A 19,123-nucleotide genomic window follows, 5' to 3' on the forward strand; every position below is an offset into this window, starting at 1 on the left:
AGTGCAGATCCCTATAAATACAATTGTATGAAGTGACCTTAAGACATTTTTCTGCTATGACAGGCGCATGCTACAGCACTTTGACCAAGAATTGGCCCAAAAAGTTCTTGATTTAATTCATGAAAGTTTAGATCTTGATAAGCCAACACCAATTATAAACTATCTAGATCCGCAAACCCGGCACAATCAGGTTGCTTTAGATTTACCGCAAACGGGACTTAATGCAGATCAACTTTATGAACAAATTAAAACTTATATTAACAACAGTGCAAAAACCTATCACCCCTATTTTTGTAATCAACTATGGTCAGGCTTTTCTTTTCCTTCATTTTTAGCAGAAATGGTCAGTACAGCATTCAATACATCAATGTACACTTATGAAACTGCCCCCATTGCTACCATGGTAGAAAAAAAAGTTATTACCGAATGTTTAAATTTAGCCCATTTCAAACAAGGGGAAGGTATCTTTACCACCGGAGGCAGTGCCTCAAATATGTCCGCACTTTTGGCAGCAAGAAACCATCTTGACCCTAGTATCGCTATGGATGGCTACAAGCACCAAGCCTTAAGTCTTTTTGTTTCAAAAGATGCTCACTACTCTTTTGCTAAAGCAGCCAATGTCATAGGTCTTGGCATCAATAATATTTACAAAATTAATACTTTAGATAACGGGAAAATGGATGTCTCCCATTTACAAACATGTATTGAACAGAGTTTGAAAAAAAATCAAACACCTTTTTTTGTATCCGCTACCACAGGGACAACTGTGAGAGGCGCTTTTGACTCTATCAATGATATTGCAAATATAACTGACCGTTATAAATTATGGTTGCATGTTGATGGCTCCTGGGGAGCTTCAGTCTTGTGGCATAAAAAATATAAAGACTTAATGCAAGGCATAGAAAGAGCTGATTCTCTTGCTTGGGATGCTCATAAAATGCTGGGTCTACCCTTAATGTGTGCAATGCTTTTATTTAAAGAAAAAGGAATGTTAGCCAAGGCCCATAAGCATGGCAATTCAGATAAATATATTTATAGAGATGAAGAGGCCAATTATAATTTAGGCCCAATATCTATTCAATGTGGACGTAAAGTTGATGCACTTAAGCTCTATCTAACTTGGCAAGCCTTAGGGCATGAAGGCATGCATGATCATATTGATGGTCTTTATAAACAAGCTGATTTTTTTACTCAATGGATAGAAGAGCACCCCAGCTTTAAACTTTTTGGTCCAGTGGAATCTTTGAATATATGTTTTCAATATATTCATCCAGGTTATACCCAACAACAAACCAATGACCTTAATCTTGCTATTCGCACTAGGCTACTTCACACAGGGCAAGCCATGATTAATTATGCTTATATTGACGATGATTTAATTATTCGTTTAATTCTTGCCAATCCCAATATGCAGCAAGACCAATTGCATCAACTGTTTAAGATGATAGAAAAAACTGCACTAGAAATTTTATCTCAAAAGGTACGGCCTTACTTTTGAGAAGCAAAACAAATATATCTCAAAAGTAAGGCCGTACCTTTTGAGGTAATCGTTTAATAATGTTTGGTTTGCTTGATATAGGCAAGCCAGTCTTTTAAAAAAGATTTTGTGTTCCATGCCACTTGTTCTTTTTGGTAATTTTTTTTTCCAACTTGAAACATATAATCGTATTGTTGGAAAAGACTTGAAAACATCTCAAACAAGCTCGTATCTTTATCATAAATATGCGTGGGTTCAGCACTGCCACCATTAAGCTCAATGATTTTTATACTTTGTTCATCTATCTCATTGCCATTTAAATTGTACTTCAAATCAAATCTACCAATGTTAATACCTTTTACATCATTTAATATTGCATTGAGTATAATCCTTAAATTTTCATTGTTATAACGAATACCATTTTTAAAAATACAGCCTTGGTTATGATTACCTGTATCAGTTAAGAAAAATTTTTCATTATTTTTTAAAACAGTGTTCCAATTATTCCAATGCTTTTTAAAATAATTGGGTGAAAACAACTTTAAATAAGAATCTTTCATAATAAGCTGCTTTAAACTTTTCTTTCCATCTCCTATCACATAAGGAAACTTTTTGTCTGTAATGGAAAATATAGAAAATTGACCTTCTTTTTTTAAAAAATACAAACCCATTTCTTCCTGAGCAGAGCAAAGTTCCTGAATTAGAAAGTCAAACTGAGCAATATCACTGTATTCTTTTAATTCTTCTTCAGTATTAATTCTTTTTACCATCAACCCTCTATGACCCAAAATAGGCTTAACATAACAGGGCAATTGAATATTTTTTTCATGCATTAATTGCTTCAGGTCTGAAAAATTCAGTGTTGATTTTTTCTCAACCATAACTTGAGCCAATAAAAATTTTTTAGGTATAGCTTGTAACAATTTATCCAGATCATCTTTACTTTCACCAACAATTCCGCTGTTTATAATAGCTGGATTGCAGTATAAAAAATAACTAAAGCCTCTGTATTTTATGATTAGATAAATAAACCCTGGGATCATCAAACTGTACATCCATAACGAAGGCCAAAACTCTTTGTATATCAATCTATAATAAGCAATCAACTTCACTTTAAACGCATCAATACTTAAATCTTTCCACTTTAAAATAAATACAATACTTTTAAACACGAGAATACTGCATACCATTGCACATAAGGCTACCAGTGCTTTATGTAACCATTTTTCAATATTAAACTGATGTGCAAAAAAGTTTACAAAGCCAAAACCAATACTGATTTGAAAAAATGTTGCCAAACATAAAATACCAATAAACCTTACTATTGAATAATTTTGATACCCTAAATAGGTATAGGTCAGCAAACGCGTCCCAGGTAAAAAGCGGGTCATCATCAACCAAATATCCATAGATTCTACATGTTTTATCTTTTTTAAGTCAGTAGGGACTTTTTTTAAAAAAAATCTCGTGTGCAATACTCTTGATAAATAACCAAGAAAATACAAGACTGTATCTCCAACAAGAATGCCTCCAATATATGCTATTGCTAAATTGCTGCTATTGAGCTCATGAGAAAATAATGCATAAAAAAATGCAGCATCCTCACTGATAAAGGTTGTAAAAAATAAGCTTAAATATGGGTGTGCCATAATAGATTGTTTTATGGCTTCAAATAATGCTGTCATTTTAGTTTTATTAATTTTTTAGTTATTTGTATCTCTAAAGCTTATTAAGGCTAGGTTTCACAAAAGTCTTAATAAATAAACATTTTCAATAAAAACTTTATCAAACATAAGTTATTATTCTATATACAGTCTTTGGTGTAATAACATAGATCTAAATGCGATACCTCATATTTTATATTTTAATACTATTGTCATTGACGGCTTGTTTTCCCTATCAAAATCTGATTCATGAAAGCTCAGCCTCAGCCAAAAAAAGTCCTTTAAACCAATTTAAACATTTAAAATTTAAAAATAGAGACCTTAGCTATGTTTATTCTAATCCTGACCAACATAAGAATATTTTGGTTTTTGTCCATGGATCACCAGGATCATGGAAAAGTTTTTCTTATTATCTCAATAGCAAAAAACTCAAGGAAAATTTTGGTTTATTGGTCTTTGATCGCCCCGGTTATGGCACCTTTATAGATCAAGGTTCAGAAAAGTTATTGGGCAGTCAAGCACAGATGCTTAATGCCATCTTAAAAAAAGAGTTTAATTTAAATCATTCTATCACATTAATTGGTCATTCTTACGGTGGTCCCTTAATAGCAAAAATGGCTATTGAACTTGCAGACACCCTCAATATCAATACACTTTATTTTTTAGCTGCTTCAATGGACCCTGATTTAGAAAAAACCAAATGGTTTCAGTATCCCGCTCAATGGAAAATTTTTAAATGGCTTATACCCAAACCTTTAGTACACTGTAATGAAGAGATTCTTCACCTTAAGCAGGACTTATTAAAATTAAAGCCTCAACTAAAGTTATTGGCAAAAAAAAATATCTTGGTCTTGCATGGCAATAAAGATGATTTGGTTCCAGTAGAAAATATTTCTTATATGCAAAAACATATGCATATTTCCAATGAAAACATTACAATTTTAAATAAAGCAAATCATTTTATCCCTTGGTCACAGAGCAATCTTATTATTGAGAATTTATTAAACCTGATAGACAAAAAAAATATTTAACCAAGTCGTAAGACATGTGATAAGGCATTATTATGCACATGCACTCCCGGCATAAAAGTCAGCGTGTACTTTGGTTGGCATTATTTCTTAATCTTTTTGTATCTGCCTTAAAACTAATATATGGCCTTTGGTCTTCTTCTTTGTCTGTACTGGCTGATAGCGTACACTCTTTTGCTGACAGTGGGGCCAGTATTATTGGACTGGTATCCATCTACTTTGCTTCTCAACCAGAAGACGACAATCACCACTATGGTCATCAAAAATTTGAGACTTTGGCTATCTTAATCATTTCTTCACTGATCACTTTAACTGCTTGGGAATTATTTACCCATGCCATTGAAAAAATCATTCATGGATCAGAACCAAAATTTCACCCAATTGGCCTTGCCATCATGCTTATGACCATGACCATTAATATTTTACTCTCACGTTATGAACTTAGAAAAGCAAAAGAATACAACAGTGACATTCTTCATGCTGATGCTCATCATACTGCCAGTGACTTTTGGATTTCATTTAGTGTTCTTGTTGGCTTGGTATGTGTATACTATAAAATATATTGGCTGGATTCTCTATTAACCATATTCATTGCTTTATTTTTAGCTTATACTGCTTTCAAGCTTTTTAAAGAAACCTTATTGGTTTTATCTGATGCAGCTTTTATCAACATAGACGATATTTATGAGATTGCCTACTCAGTCAAAGGTGTCTTAAAATGTTACAATATTAGAACGCGTGGTAAAAAAGGTAGTGCTTTTGTTGATTTGAGTATTCGTGTAGATCCTAAAATGACCATCTATGATGCGCATAAATTGGCACACATCATTGAAGATAAAATCAAAGCCAACATTCCAGGTATATATGATGTTCTTATTCACACTGAGCCGCATGTTAAAGAAGTGCACACATGAAAAAAATCTCCCTTATTTTTTCTTGTTTCAACGAAGAACATAACCCATTTTTTATAAAAGCCTTAAAGCTTTATAGTTCCAATAAAAATCTTGAATTAATTTGTATTGACGGTGGTAGCACTGACAAAACATTATCTATCATTGAACAATATCCCAATATAATTTATGCGTCTCTTGCAAACAGCTCAAGAGCAGCTCGGCTTAACCTTGGCTTACAATATGCTACAGGTGATATTATTATTTTGCACCACCCACGTTCCATTCTCAGTTTAGATGCTTTTAAACAATTAGAATCTCTCAAATCTGATACGTGGGGCGGATTTACCCACTGTTTTGATCACAGTGGGTTATTGTACAGTTTTACCTCTTGGTACTCTAATCATATTCGTTTACGATATAAGCAAATTGTTTACTTGGATCATTGCATCTTTTTACACAAACAATTTTTAACCTATCAACCCTTGTTTGAAGACGTTAAAATTTTTGAAGACACCTTATTGTCCAATAAACTAAAACAATACGCTAAACCTATTTTATTGCCCGCAATTAGCACAACATCATCCATACGTTTTAAAAAAAATGGTCTATTCAAACAAGCCTTACTAAACCAAATAGCTAAAATATTATTTATTGTTGGGATTCACCCTAACAGTATTGATAAACTTTATGAAAAAAACTTATCCTTAAACTCTCGCTATCAAAAATAAACTTAAAAAGGATTCAGAAAAATTAAGGCAATACTTTAGTTAAGTATTGATAGGCATCTTCTACCGTATCTGTAAAGTGAATCAAGTCTATGTCTTTATCACTGATGGTGCCCCAATCAGCCATGGCATTCATATTCATCACATCATTCCAATATTCTGTACCATAAATAACCACAGGAATTTTTCGTTTAATCTTTTGAGTTTGCATTAAGGTCATTAATTCTGCTAACTCATCCAAGGTACCAAAACCACCTGGAAAAATCACCAAGGCTTTGGATTGATAGGCAAACCAATATTTACGCATAAAAAAGTAATGAAACTCAAAATTCAACTCCGGACTGATATAAGGATTGCTATTGGGTTCAAAAGGCAAAGAAATATTTAAACCAATGGATCTTCCTTTAGCTTGCTTTGCTCCCTTATTGGCGGCCTCCATCATGCCGGGACCACCTCCAGAACAAATATAATATTTTTGTTTTTTGCCGTGAGTTTTTTGTGTCCATTGCGTTAAACGTTTGGCTAAATCCACTGCGTCTTCATAATATTGGGCAAGCTTCACTTTTTTTTCTAGGCGATGAACTTTTTGTGCTTGTAGGGATGTAGGATTTTTTTTGTCCAATTTATTTAAAAACTCTTTTTGCTCTTTTTTTGCTTCTTTAAGTGGAATAGAACGCGCGGAACCAAAAAAAACAATGGTATCTTCTACGCCTTCTTTGGCCAAAGCTTCTTCAGGCCCTAAGTATTCTGCTAAAATTCTAAGAGGACGTGCTTCCCGTGAATGAATAAAATATTGGCTTTCATAAAACTTGTCCAATTGACGCTTTGATATTTTTTTCATCGTGACAAAGTAACAGATACAATTTTAAGCGTATAGTTTTATTCAAGTTTATGGCCAGATAAAAATTGAACTTTTATTTTAAAACTTCTTCTGTGCGTTTACCTAAAACATAAAGACAGATTAAGCCCGGTATTGCCATTAACATACCACTGACAAAAAACTGCGCATAACCGGCATGTTGAACCGTAAGTAAAGTATGGGCTTGCATGTATTCAATTAATTGGCCGGCAAATCCTGAAAAAAATGTGCGCCCAAAAGAAGCCAAACTGGCAAATAAAGCATATTGGCTGGCTGTAAAACTTTTATTGGTTAATTTTCCCATCAAAGCCACCAACGCAGCTGTACCGATGCCACTGGACATATCTTCAAAAAACACTATACCTGCAAAAACCATTTTGGTTGTTACGTAAGCCAAGATTGCATAGGCCCCTGTTGATAATGCTTGCAAAATACCACCAACCCATAGACCTGCTTTATACCCAAAACGATAAATCACACCGCCACCAATAAAAAGTCCGGCCATGGTAGAGAAAAACCCAACTGTAGAACTGATAGCACCAATATCTTTATTGCTATAACCCAAATCTGCATAAAATGGCGAGGTCATTGATCCACAAATGGCATCACCAAACTTGTACAATAAAATAAACAATAAAATTAAAATCGCTGATTCTCTTTTAAAAAAATCAAGAAAGGGATGAACAACAGCCTGTGTTAAGGATGATACTTTTTTGCTGTAGTTTTCTGGCTCATCTGCCCAAAAAGTTACCAATAAACCCAAGAGGGCAAAGAAGGATAATAAACGAAACATTTGATTGAATGTCCAATTCCAGGTGTCAGCATCAACAATCCAGATACAAAAACCACTGGCCACCCACATGGCAACACGATAGCCATAAACACCAAACGAGGCCCCAACACCAAGTTCGCTTTCATCTAAAATTTCATTACGATACGCATCAACCGCAACATCATGCGTGGCACTAAAAAAACACAGTAAAAAGCCGGCAATTGCAATCAAGGTCAACGATTGTTGGGGTTGAGCAAAACTCAAAGCTAAAAAGCTTAAAGCTAAAGCAATTTGAGTGATGGCTAGCCAACCTCTTCTGCGGCCAAATGATTTAAAGAAGGTATACCTATCCAATAAAAATGCCCAAACAAAATTCCAAGAATACGGTACCGCTAAAAACGACATAAAACCTATGGTTGATAGATCGATGCCTTCCCTACGCAACCATAACTTTAAAGTTTTATAAATCACCATGATGGGTAAACCGCTTGAGAACCCCAAGAGTAAAACAACCAACATTCGCTTTTGTAACAATAAGACCAATAACTCTTTAAACGAATGCTTTTGTTTTTCCATAATCAATGACCTCTTTATTATATTGTTTAAGCTTCTTTTTTTACATGAACGTCCATTTGTGGGAACGGAATTTCAATTTTTGCTTTATCCAAAGCTGTTTTAACTTGATACACCATATCTTCATGTACTGACCAGTAATCTTTTACATCACACCAAAGACGCACCTGCCAATTAACTGCGGAATCCCCCAAACTTTGTAGCATAACTTGCGATGCCGGCTCACTTAAGCCCAGTTTTGTATTGGCCACCGCTTGTTCTAAGGCTTTTCGAGTAGCATCCATATCTGCGCTGTAAGAAACGCCTACAGAAACATCAACTCTTCTGGTTGGAAAACCAGCATAATTTTTTATAGTTGAACTGAAAATATTGCTGTTAGGAACAGTAATCTTAATATTACTGATACTTTTAAGAACTGTACTGAAAATTTGAATTTCTTCTACGGTTCCAGACTCACTACCGGCTTCAATAAAATCACCTACTTTAAACGGTCTAAACAACAAAAGCATAAAACCTGCTGCCAAGTTAGATAAGGTTCCTTGTAGCGCCAAACCTATAGCTAAACCAGCCGCCCCCAACATGGCCGCAATACTGGTGGTTTTGATACCAAAAACATTTAAACACGATAATAAGACCAAACCCAAAACCAAGTAACGAAACATGTTAGCAACAAACTTGGTGATGGTTAGATCAACCGCTGTACGCCCAAGAACTTTTTTAATTGCATTTCTAGCCCATAGCGATAGCATCCAGCCAATAAAAAGCAACCCAATGGCTAAAAGTATTTTTACACCATACTTTATGCTTAACTCAAGCATCCATTCTTTATTGGCTTCTACACTGTCTAACGATAGTTTTGAAAAATCCATGTTATACTGACTAACATTTGCTCAATCTGCTGGCAAGTTTATGACCGTCAGTTAATCTTTGACAGCTTTAATAAATTTCTGCATAAAAAAGCCGTCCGTTCCTTCTGTATCTGGTCTGAAATAAATAGGCTCTCCTTGCATAATAAAATGCGAATGTTTTAATAAAAAATCACTGCATACTTTTTCATTTTCATTTTTATTCAACGAGCACGTAATGTAATATAAACTGCCCTTATCTTTTACATATTGACTGTACCTGCTTAAAATTTTTTTTTGTAATTTAGGAAAAGATTCAACCCATGTTGGGGTCATAGTCCATTTGGCCATAGGGTTGCGCCGTAAAGTCCCTAAGCCAGAACATGGTGAGTCTACAAGCACGTGATCAAACATTTTTTGCCCAACAATGGGTCTGGGATCATCTTGCCCAACCCACTGAGTTTGAATGTTCTTAACGCCCAAACGCCTGGCTCTTTGCTTAAGCTTTTCTAAAACACGACTGTCACTATCTGTGGCTAAGATTTCTCCACTATTTTCTAATAATGCCGCCATAGCAAAACTTTTTCCGCCTGTACGGGCACAAGCATCCAATACTTTAGCATGCTCTGGTAAATCCATTTTTAATACACACAACTGACTGGCTTCATCTTGTGGTTCTAACCAACCATTTTTGTAAGCCCTGTGATGTTTGATATTGGTTCTTTGTTCTAGTTCAATTGCCCATGGTGAGTATGCACTGGGCTTAGCGCTAATGTTTTCAGCTTTTAAAAACTCTAAGACTGAATCTCTATCTGTCTTTAAGGTATTCACTCTAAACACTGCTTTGGCTGGCTCATTCATGGCTAAAGCCAAATCTATACTGGGTTCAAAACCAAATTGTGACACCCAAAGCTGCAAAAGCCATGTTGGAAAAGATACTTCAATAGCAACTTTATCTAATGGTTGCTTAGACCAATGCACATAATCAAATGTGCTTTTCATATTATTGATCTCCGTGAGTTTTTTTTGTATCTGTTCCCAGTCCATTTTACTAGGCGCAATATCGCCCCAAAGTTTCCGACGCCAGCGTATACAATTAAAAAATAAATTACTAAGATATCGGCGCTCACCCGAATGAAGCTGGCGTGAGGAGAGAATATTTTTCTTTGCCAAAGAAAAACTGAGCCCAGGATTAGAAAAAGACTGTACCACTGCCTGTTTAAGCAGGCTCCATCCTTGTTCCGAAACCTTTTGCATACCCATACGTCGTCTACGCTCTGGGTTCTATCCATTTATCATGGGCTTTAATCAGCGCAATCAATTCTTCATCGGCTTTTGCACTGGGAATACTTCTTTTTACGCACTCTTTACCCACGTATAAATTGATGTGCCCTGGACCTGAGCCTACGTAACCAAAATCAGCATCCGCCATTTCTCCTGGTCCATTAACAATACAGCCCATAATAGCAATTTTTAAACCTTTGAGATGCCCTGTTTTACTGCGTATTCTTGCCGTGGTTTCTTGCAAATCAAACAAGGTTCTTCCACACGATGGACAGGCAATATAATCGGTTTTGGTCATCCGCAAACGTGAAGCCTGTAAAACCAAATAACATAAGTCCCTATTAAACTGTGCGCCAAAGACGCTTTCTACTTCAACCGAATCTCCTAACCCTTCACACAATAAGGCGCCCAATTCTACAGCTGCTTTAAGCTGGGTTGCTTCCTTGTTGAGTTTTTCTTCTCCAACATAGACCAAGTGTAGGGGTAACTGCACGCTGTGCTTGTCCATCCATACTTTTAATTTTCTAACAATGGCAATTAAACTGTGACCTCTTACTTCAAAACCAACCTTGTGCTTTGCAAAAAACTCAAGATCGATACTGGCCAGTTGATCAACATCACTGAGCCACTCAAATCGCAACCACAATAATTTATTATCCATCATTGGCATTAATTTATCTGCATACTGTTTTTCTGCCCAGACAGGACTAACCATCACACTTAGTTCATCATAGTCTTCTGGCTGGATACCCAGCTTTTGCATTTGTAAACTTTGAATGCGTACACACCTAGAAACCTTTGCCTCCAGACAACTATGCATTATTTTATGCTGATTATTTTTATCGTTGGTGGTCTCCAGTTTAAACACAACTTTTTCAATAGGGTAATCTTCATCTTTCAATAGTTCTACGTCACTTGCTTGCAGTTGACCTACAGCTGTTCGCACCAATTGTTTGTGCCCATAGCTGATCTTATCTAAATCATAATTTTCGCTGGCATGACGATGGTATTGATACATATCCCAGCTGGGAATGATATTATCCATCTTATCTGCTTCTCTTTCTTGCATGGCTGTTGCAACGGGACGCTCATACAATGCCAATAAAGCTTTAGCAACTGGGATTTCATGCTCTGGATCTTCCGTCAATGATACCCTAATGGTATCGCCTAAACCATCAGCCAATAAACTGCCAATACCCATGGCGGACTTGATTCGGCCATCCTCTCCATCTCCAGCTTCAGTCACACCCAAATGTAAAGGATAATGCATGTCATGTTGCTGCATGTGACTAACCAAAAGTCTATACGCCTGAATCATCACCATTGGATTAGACGCTTTCATGGATAGCACAATGTTATGAAAGTTTTCACTCTTGGCAATACGTAAAAATTCCATGGCAGACTCCACCATGCCTAAAGGTGTGTCTCCATAACGACTCATGATTCTATCGGACAAAGAACCATGGTTGGTGCCAATGCGCAAAGCCACACCATTTTCTTTGGCTTTATTCAATAAGGGTAAAAAGGTATCATAAATTCTATCCAACTCTTCTTGATAGGCAGCATCAGTATATTCAACCATATTAAAAGCTTTTTTATCAGCAAAATTACCTGGGTTGATTCTCACTTTTTCATAAAGTTCACAGGCTCTTAAGGCTACTTTGGGTTGAAAATGAACATCCGCCACCAAAGGCACATGCAAATTGCGTTTTTGCATTTCTTTACGAATTTCAACTGTATTTTCTAACTCGGTTAAGTTGGGGGTTGTAATGCGGACAATTTGACAGCCCACATCGATCAGACGAGCAATTTGATCCACCGTGGCTTGCGTATCTTTGGTGGGAGTAGTGGTCATAGATTGAACAACAATTTTATGTTGTCCACCAATTCTAATATCCCCTACGGATACTTCATGGGTTTTACGACGATAAGCATGTAAAAAATTGTTGGTGTATGCTAGCATGCTACACTTATCTATAAATTTATGCCTTTCGTCAAGGCCACAAAATAATAAATCTAAAGGTCATTGGATATACAATAAAGTAAGAAAAATAAAGAAGATGTTTGGGTTCTCCCTGTCGTAAAACAGGGAGCATACCCAAAAATAAGATTAATAATTTAAAACTAAATTGATTGTTTCCACTGAAGAAGGGCCTGATTGTTGTCTAGGTAAATTACCAATCACAGGCTCATCGGTGATCACATCCCAAAAATTTTCTGTTACTTTAATGTCAACGTTAAGTTGATAATAAAGCTCATCCACTGCACCACTTGCTCTACTTAAGGCTCTGTAATCACTGAACAACAAGGTATATTGAATTGTTTGACTGCATTGATCATAGTTACCACAGCTGTCTTGATCCAATCGCTTATAAACTTGTTTAGAGAATTTTCTTTTGGTTACCAATTCTCGTTGTTCTTGTTCAGGAATTACTTCATTGTTCCAACCTGAAACAGGGACAGAAGCAAGTTCACCTGAAATACCTTCACAGTTAGAGAAAACCAAAGAATAATACGGCTTGTTGTTTTTTTCAGCTGTAATTGTACAACCACCATCAACATCAGCAACTGGGCTATAAAAATATGGCATTAACTGGTTATCCACCGTACCAATTTCACTAACAATTGTTTGCTCTTCAGTCAATGCTGGTCCTGGCTTTGGATAAGGGATATCATCTCCATAGATGCCTTGAGCCATAATTTGACTGCTGATTAATAATACTACTACTGTCGTTGTTTTTTTAAGTGTTTCCATCATCATGCATCATGAACTATGCAATAAAATGCATTGTGTCAAATACTTTTTTCACTCTATCTTTGGCCAATGCTGATAGCTGTAAGCCTCATAAACATGCTTAAGCTCTACTGTCTTACTTTGTTCATAATCAGCAATACTCCGGGCTACTCTTAGCATTTTTTCTACCCTTCTAAAGGACAGGAGGTTTTTCTGAGTCCAGTTTTCTATTTGCTGATCTACCACCAAAGAAACCGGATTTTTTTGCCAAAACAGTTTGCTGTTAACTCTGGCGTTGCTTTGTTTTTGACTGCTTAAATAACGTTTTGCTTGTTGTTTTCTGGCTTGAAGTATCTTGTTACACACAGATTGATCGTCTTCAAACTGCTTTTGGTCCTGTTTAACACTACTCCAGGAAATCTTTGGGATATAGATGACCATGTCAATGCGTTCACGTATGGGTTTAGATAGTTTATCCATGTATTTTTGAATCTCTCTATAGCTGCATTGGCAATAGTTTTTGTTTTCTCCTCGTCCACCACAAGGGCATAAATTACTGGTTCCTACCAACATAAACTCTGAAGGTAAGGTAAAGTGCCCTTCACTTCTAACCACAGAAATTTCATGGTTTTCCAAGGCTTCACGCAAACTCTCTAAAATATCTCTGCGAAACTCGGTAATTTCATCCAAACAAAGTATGCCTTTGTGAGCACGCGTAAACTCTCCCATACTAAAAGGCCGCCCTCCACCAACCATACCTGCTAAAGACGAGGTATGATGTGGCATCTGAAAAGGTCTACTGGCATCGTATTGTTGCGCATATTGTTTTGAAAGACTTTTAATTTTAACAATCTCTTTTTGCTCTTGTGTATTGGGAGCTGGATAAATTGCATTGAGTCTTTTGGCCATAAAACTTTTTCCCACTCCAGGCGGCCCCAACAACAAAACATTGTGCTCACCAGCCACAGCAATTTGCAAGGCTCTTTTTACTTTATATTGTCCTTTGATGTCATGCCAAGAATAAGTTTTACTTGTTTTGAGCGCAACGGTTTTTAAGCTTTGTCCTTGTTTATTCCCAGCCATAACTTCTATCAATTCTTGTAAGGACTGGATACCAACTATAGACAAATCATCTTTAAAATAGGATAAAGGTGTTTGATTTTCAGACGCTAAAAACAATTTTTTGTAGCCTTGTTCCGCCGCAAACAAACTCGCAGCCATTGCTCCTTGAACAGGCAAAATCTCCCCCTTCAGTGACAATTCACCCAGAAATAGACTGTTTTCTATCTCTTCTTTATTTATTTTTCCTAAAGCAGATAAAATGGCCACAGCTATAGCCAAGTCTAACAGTGTGCCTTCTTTTTTAATGGCCGCCGGCATTAAGTTTACAATAATACTGTAATCAGAACAGTTGATGCCCAGCTGAGCCAAAGCTGCACTAACCCTACTTTTACCTTCCAAAACAGCATTTTGTGCTAAACCAATGATATTAAACTTAGGCATGCCGCGTTTAACTTCTACTTCTATAGACACCGTAAATGCTTGCAAAGCTTGAAATCCCAGAGAAAAAACACGTTCTTTCGTGTTATCCCCCGTTAAATCTATGGTTTTTTTAGTCATAGAGAAAAGCTAAGCATGTTTTAGGCCAACCTGTACCAATTGGTTTTTATTAGAAGTAACTTGTTTGATTTAATCTTAGAATCATAAATAAAATGACTATTCATGGGTAGAATAAAAAAGATTTTACAATTTTCCTGATAGGACGTACATTATTTGCAGTTATGAAAAGTATTGGGCGTTTATTACAATTATTGTTGGTGTTTGCAGTTGTTACTGTTTTTTTCTTTTTCTTTTGGGAAAATTCGCAAGCCATTCAAATTCAGTTTTTGCATTGGATGTCTCCTGAACACCCCTTGGCAACTTCTTTGCTTTTGGCATTTTGTGCAGGTTTTGCTTTGGCCAGTATTTACTTTATTGTTGAAGTCTTCCGTAGCAAAACCAAACTGAGACAAAAACAAAAAGAAATCCAGCGTTTACAAAAAGAAGTGGATGCTTTACGCAACAACCCTTTGCAAAAAAAATTAAATAACTCTACTGAAATATCCAGATCTTGGGTCAATGACTTAGAACAGTCTTCTGCATCTATTCAAACAGAATCGCCAAAAAAAAATGACTCTCAAGACTTAGAGCAAACCCATATTGACTCTAAGCCAACAACTTTATAATGATGTTAGAAACCTTACGTTCTGTTGCCCAGTCTATATTTTCAAGAAATCCATTAGGCCAAGATCATCACTATTTTTATGATGATATGATAGAATATTTTGATGCAAAAATTAAAGCAAACAGAAATGATATTAAAGCTTATTTAATTTTAGGAAAATTGTTCCGCTTGAAAGGTCAGGCTGAAAGAGCTTTTAAACTACACGCTAATTTACTATCGCACCCTCAGTTAAACAAACGTGATTTACCTCAACTTTATCTTGAAATTGGTTTTGATGCGCTTCATGCTAAACTAGATGACTATGGTGTTGAACATTTTGAAAAAGCCTTACTCAATAGACAAACAGCTCCACTTGCACATTATGGTTTGTTTAAAGCTTACGCTCTACAAGACAATAAAGAAAAAACAAGAAAGCACCTTGAAACTTTAGTCAACCAAAACCACGCCCCAAAAAATATCCTGGTTAACCTTTATCAAAAACATTTAGATGATCTTAAAGACAAGTCCGCAGCCAATAGTTATTTAAACCTAAGTGAAAAAGCTTTAGCTCTTGACCCACAAAATAACGCCATACAATTACATTATGCTCAAGCATTACATAAAAATAAATATGACAATGAAGCTTTAGATTATATTAACACGGTTATTGCAGAATCTTCTTATATCAGTGATTTTCTCAAGCTGACTGAAGATATTTTTTATGCACAAAACAAATACAGTGAGCTTGAATATCAGCTTGCAAATTGGCTTAAAAAGTCTGACCATCCAGAAATTCATATTTTAATGGCAAAGTTACTACAAAAAAAACACAAGTTAGAACAAGCCAAACATCATTTACAAGCTGCATTTAAGCTTAACCCTAAAAATCCAAATATTTTTCTAACTGCTTTAAGCTGTAACTTTAATGCGCAAGATTTTAAAGATCTATCTTAAAAATAAGTCTTAACAGAAGAAATTATTTTTTTTGTATAAAACACAAATTAACAAAATTAATTAAAAAATGAACCCCAATGGGTATAAAAATGTTTTCAAAGCTAATGTACAAGCTACCCAAAACAAAACCCATGACTGTTGCAAAAACAGTCCAAGGCAAAAACCTTTTACTGGGCCCAGAATGTAACAAGCCAAACATCAATGATGCAGGTAACAAGCCAAGATAATATTGAATTAAGCCTCTAAAAAAATACTCCTCACACACCGCAGAAAAAGCCGCTATAAAAAAAATATCCTGCAAAGACAATTTTCCTAAAATTTCTTGAAACAGTTGTTCAAGATTGTAAAACAGTTTAGAAAACTTACTCAAAATTTGTGATGCTACAATAACCATGCTTGCAAGCAAAACACAAAAGACAACATCACTACTCCAATGTAAAATTACGTCTTCATGATAGTTTTGATAAGAAATAATTTTGTATTTTTGATCAACAAACCAAACAATTAAAAAAAGAACAAAATAAATAACCCCCATGGGTAATAACTGTATTCCTTCTTTATGTTCTCTGTCTTCCATATATATTACACCAAACTATTTATGAACATATCCTAATACTAAGTTGTTTAGCTTCTTGTTAAGTTTTTTATTTCTTTGATTTTAATAGACATATACCAACTTCCCCATAAACCTGACAAGATAATATAACAGCCATTGATAAGGTATAAACTACTTGCATAGGCAATGGCATGATTGACATCAATTAAAAAAATAGCCAAACTGATTTGAATAAAAAAGTGAAACGTTCCTATAAAACCTGGTGGGCCCGGAATCATCAAACCTAAACTCAATAAACCCAGAACACTCATGGCAGCAAAAAACCCTAATGGGAATTGATAGGCTTTAAACATTAACCAATACCCTCCTACAGCTGAAACCCAAATTAAAACTGAATAAAAAAATACAATCAAACTTTTTTTTGATGACAAAACAATTGCTAATGCTTTTAAAATATGTTGTCCGTAGCGATTCCAAAAAAAATATTTAGTTAATTTATGTTGTTTTTTTTGTATAACCCAAGTTGCCAACAATAAAAACATACTTAAACCCAAAAATAATAATAAACCATTATTAAGATAAAAAGCTATTTTTGCTGATTGCTCAGAACTTAAGATTAAGCCCTGCTTTAAACTCATTTCAACGCCAAGAAAAAATAGACCACAAACAACAATTCCATCCCATATTCTTTCAATAAAAACATAGGTTACTGTTTTAGAAATGGGTGTTGCGTATTTTTTTTTTAGTAAGCCTGGACGAACCAATTCACCTAAACGAAAGGGGAGAATAAAAATTCCTAAAAATCCTATGCTATGAATTGCATAAACATCTAATACGGGCACATCATTTAAATCTTCTTGCAAGTATTTCCAACGTAATGTTCTCAATATGTGCGTCAGAAAAAAACACAAAAAAACGGCAACTTGCAACCCTAAAGAAGTATTTTGATAGGCTTTTAAGCTTTGCTCATAATCAACATTTTTAAAGGCCAAATAAAACGCAATCAGTCCAATAAAAACTACAAAAAAAGTTTTAAAAAAAATTTTCACTCGTACAAAAGAAAGAAAACATTATGACTTGGGCTCATCTGAGTTTTTAAGCCGTTCTTGATCATCGTTATCTTCTTCCTTCATGCTTTTTTTAAAACTCTGAATCCCCTTACCTAAACCTTCAAAAAGCTCTGGAATTTTGCGCCCACCAAAAAGCAACAAAACTACGCCCAACACTACGAGTAACTCTGTCATTCCAAACATGGGCGCATTCTAGCATGCTTTATCAGAAAGTAAACAAGTATAGAGCAATACCAAGGATAAATTTACCAAGGGAAATTCTGATGTCTTTTGCATAATAATGACTTTGTTTAGCCTTCTTTCTATACGTAACTTGAGTTATCTAGGTATTTTAGATACTATTTCAGTTCATAATTTTTACTATGGCCATTCAATTAAAAATATCACACCCCCTTAAAAACATTAAAGTTCTTAAAATTGCTATTAAAATTAACTCAAAAGGATTGATGGTCGCTGCATCCCCTCAATTTTCTTTAGGTGATGAACTAATTTTAAACTTTGAACAAGGTTTAAAGTTAAGTGGAAAAATTTTTAAATTTAGTCAAAACCCTCAAGGTCAAAAAGGTATGATTATTCAGTTCATTGAACTTTCGGCACAAAATAAAAAAGATATCCAAGAACTTCTTGCTCAAGAAAAAAAGTTGGCATCTTCTGACCACAAATCCATGACGCAAAATTCGGAAGAGCAAGAGACTCAGGCCATGCTTGGCGAAAAAACTATTATTACTGATTTAAATTCATTAGATCATCTTGCTCTACAAAGTCCTGATCAAAATCCTAACTTTGTTGCCTCTACTTTTGATGAAGAAAATTTTAAAAGCTCATCCTCCAATGATTTAGCCCAAAAAACCCGGATAGAAATGCATTTGCCAAAAATAGCTCAGGATAGAAAAAAAACCCGTAGAAAAAAATACTTGGGAATCATTGCTATACTTTTAGCAGCAACAACACTCAAACTCGGAGTTGATAAAAAGTTTAAGCAGTTATGGGAAAAAAGTAAAAGCTTACAAGACAAAATACCAGAAGTTATCAGTGTTCAAGACGTTAAAAAGAAACAAAACACAGCTCCAAAAAAAAATATTCCCAATAAACCTCGTCAAAAAAGAAGAAGCTCTAAAACACAAGCGCCCACTTCATCCAAAAATTCAACTTCGGCAAGACGCTTAACCCAACTTAATTATATTAAAACAGCTGCATTTTATAAAATTTCAATTTCTGCAACTGAAAAACTTAACAATCCCAATGTTGTTCGTTTATCCAACCCAAGTCGTATACGCATTGATTTTGTTAATACCCAAAAAGGTAAAACTCGTTCATTGATTAAAGTTAGCGATAACGTCATCAACACCATTGACACTCAACAGGTTAACACAACCACCCGTATAGTTATTAACCTTAATCAAAGCCGCTATCCACGCTATGATATCAAAACTTATGATCGTTTTGCTGACATTTTTATCTATACTGTCAATTAATGATTAATGAT

18 protein-coding genes are annotated in these 19,123 nt (G+C 35.2%); 7 read left to right on the forward strand and 11 right to left on the reverse strand.

Annotated elements, in window-relative coordinates:
- Positions 1-67 precede the first annotated feature (67 nt).
- Entirely contained in the window at positions 68-1,498 is a 1,431-nt protein-coding gene (locus tag PKC21_08140) for a pyridoxal-dependent decarboxylase (protein HMR25308.1), read from the forward strand.
- A 53-nt stretch (positions 1,499-1,551) separates the two neighbouring features.
- Here the strand turns inward: PKC21_08140 and PKC21_08145 are convergent, their stop codons facing one another.
- Positions 1,552-3,162: a hypothetical protein gene (locus PKC21_08145; protein ID HMR25309.1), complete on the reverse strand. Its 1,611-nt coding sequence runs from the start codon at positions 3,160-3,162 to the stop codon at positions 1,552-1,554.
- Between the two features lie 155 nt (positions 3,163-3,317).
- Here PKC21_08145 and PKC21_08150 point away from each other — a divergent pair, with 155 nt between their 5' ends.
- From PKC21_08150 to PKC21_08160, 3 genes are read left to right on the forward strand one after another with little or no spacing between them, the layout of a single operon-like run.
- Positions 3,318-4,172 carry an alpha/beta hydrolase gene (locus PKC21_08150; GenBank protein ID HMR25310.1) on the forward strand — a complete coding sequence of 285 codons (855 nt, stop codon included), beginning with the start codon at positions 3,318-3,320 and terminating at the stop codon, positions 4,170-4,172.
- 32 nt (positions 4,173-4,204) lie between these two features.
- Positions 4,205-5,083 (forward strand): cation diffusion facilitator family transporter, encoded by an 879-nt coding sequence (locus tag PKC21_08155; GenBank protein HMR25311.1) that lies wholly within the window; start codon positions 4,205-4,207, stop codon positions 5,081-5,083.
- The gene (locus PKC21_08160; protein ID HMR25312.1) at positions 5,080-5,790 is read left to right on the forward strand and encodes a glycosyltransferase; all 711 of its coding nucleotides are present in this window, start codon (positions 5,080-5,082) and stop codon (positions 5,788-5,790) included. Before PKC21_08155 ends, PKC21_08160 begins: the two co-directional genes overlap by 4 nt.
- Positions 5,791-5,812: 22 nt before the next feature.
- On the opposite strand, the gene PKC21_08165 is transcribed toward PKC21_08160, so the two are convergent.
- The 7 genes from PKC21_08165 to PKC21_08195 all read right to left on the reverse strand — a co-directional run bounded on the left by PKC21_08165 (position 5,813) and on the right by PKC21_08195 (position 14,474).
- Positions 5,813-6,628, reverse strand: a complete 816-nt coding sequence (locus PKC21_08165) for an LOG family protein (GenBank protein ID HMR25313.1) — start codon at positions 6,626-6,628, stop codon at positions 5,813-5,815.
- A 73-nt stretch (positions 6,629-6,701) separates the two neighbouring features.
- Positions 6,702-7,994: an MFS transporter gene (locus PKC21_08170; protein HMR25314.1), complete on the reverse strand. Its 1,293-nt coding sequence runs from the start codon at positions 7,992-7,994 to the stop codon at positions 6,702-6,704.
- Positions 7,995-8,020: 26 nt separating this feature from the next.
- Positions 8,021-8,860, reverse strand: coding sequence for a mechanosensitive ion channel (locus PKC21_08175; protein HMR25315.1), 840 nt, complete (start codon positions 8,858-8,860; stop codon positions 8,021-8,023).
- Between the two features lie 51 nt (positions 8,861-8,911).
- Positions 8,912-10,093: a hypothetical protein gene (locus PKC21_08180; protein HMR25316.1), complete on the reverse strand. Its 1,182-nt coding sequence runs from the start codon at positions 10,091-10,093 to the stop codon at positions 8,912-8,914.
- A 13-nt stretch (positions 10,094-10,106) separates the two neighbouring features.
- On the reverse strand, positions 10,107-12,083 hold the full coding sequence (gene ispG, locus PKC21_08185) for a (E)-4-hydroxy-3-methylbut-2-enyl-diphosphate synthase (GenBank protein ID HMR25317.1): 1,977 nt from the start codon (positions 12,081-12,083) through the stop codon (positions 10,107-10,109).
- A 147-nt stretch (positions 12,084-12,230) separates the two neighbouring features.
- The gene (locus tag PKC21_08190) at positions 12,231-12,881 is read right to left on the reverse strand and encodes a hypothetical protein (GenBank protein ID HMR25318.1); all 651 of its coding nucleotides are present in this window, start codon (positions 12,879-12,881) and stop codon (positions 12,231-12,233) included.
- A gap of 45 nt (positions 12,882-12,926) precedes the next feature.
- Positions 12,927-14,474, reverse strand: coding sequence for a YifB family Mg chelatase-like AAA ATPase (locus PKC21_08195; protein ID HMR25319.1), 1,548 nt, complete (start codon positions 14,472-14,474; stop codon positions 12,927-12,929).
- A gap of 161 nt (positions 14,475-14,635) precedes the next feature.
- Between PKC21_08195 and PKC21_08200 the strand changes: the two genes are divergently transcribed.
- On the forward strand, positions 14,636-15,079 hold the full coding sequence (locus tag PKC21_08200) for a LapA family protein (protein HMR25320.1): 444 nt from the start codon (positions 14,636-14,638) through the stop codon (positions 15,077-15,079).
- Entirely contained in the window at positions 15,079-16,011 is a 933-nt protein-coding gene (locus PKC21_08205) for a hypothetical protein (protein HMR25321.1), read from the forward strand. Before PKC21_08200 ends, PKC21_08205 begins: the two co-directional genes overlap by 1 nt.
- A gap of 22 nt (positions 16,012-16,033) precedes the next feature.
- Here PKC21_08205 and PKC21_08210 read toward each other — a convergent pair whose 3' ends face one another.
- From PKC21_08210 to tatA, 3 genes are read right to left on the reverse strand one after another with little or no spacing between them, the layout of a single operon-like run.
- Positions 16,034-16,588 (reverse strand): type II CAAX endopeptidase family protein, encoded by a 555-nt coding sequence (locus PKC21_08210; GenBank protein HMR25322.1) that lies wholly within the window; start codon positions 16,586-16,588, stop codon positions 16,034-16,036.
- Between the two features lie 47 nt (positions 16,589-16,635).
- Complete coding sequence (locus tag PKC21_08215; protein HMR25323.1) at positions 16,636-17,616, reverse strand: lysylphosphatidylglycerol synthase transmembrane domain-containing protein; 981 nt, start codon at positions 17,614-17,616, stop codon at positions 16,636-16,638.
- Between the two features lie 21 nt (positions 17,617-17,637).
- Positions 17,638-17,820 (reverse strand): twin-arginine translocase TatA/TatE family subunit, encoded by a 183-nt coding sequence (gene tatA / locus PKC21_08220; protein ID HMR25324.1) that lies wholly within the window; start codon positions 17,818-17,820, stop codon positions 17,638-17,640.
- Between the two features lie 179 nt (positions 17,821-17,999).
- Here tatA and PKC21_08225 point away from each other — a divergent pair, with 179 nt between their 5' ends.
- Entirely contained in the window at positions 18,000-19,112 is a 1,113-nt protein-coding gene (locus tag PKC21_08225) for an AMIN domain-containing protein (protein ID HMR25325.1), read from the forward strand.
- Positions 19,113-19,123: the final 11 nt, after the last annotated feature.

The organism is Oligoflexia bacterium (assembly GCA_035326705.1).
GTDB lineage: Bacteria > Bdellovibrionota_G > JALEGL01 > JALEGL01 > JALEGL01 > JALEGL01.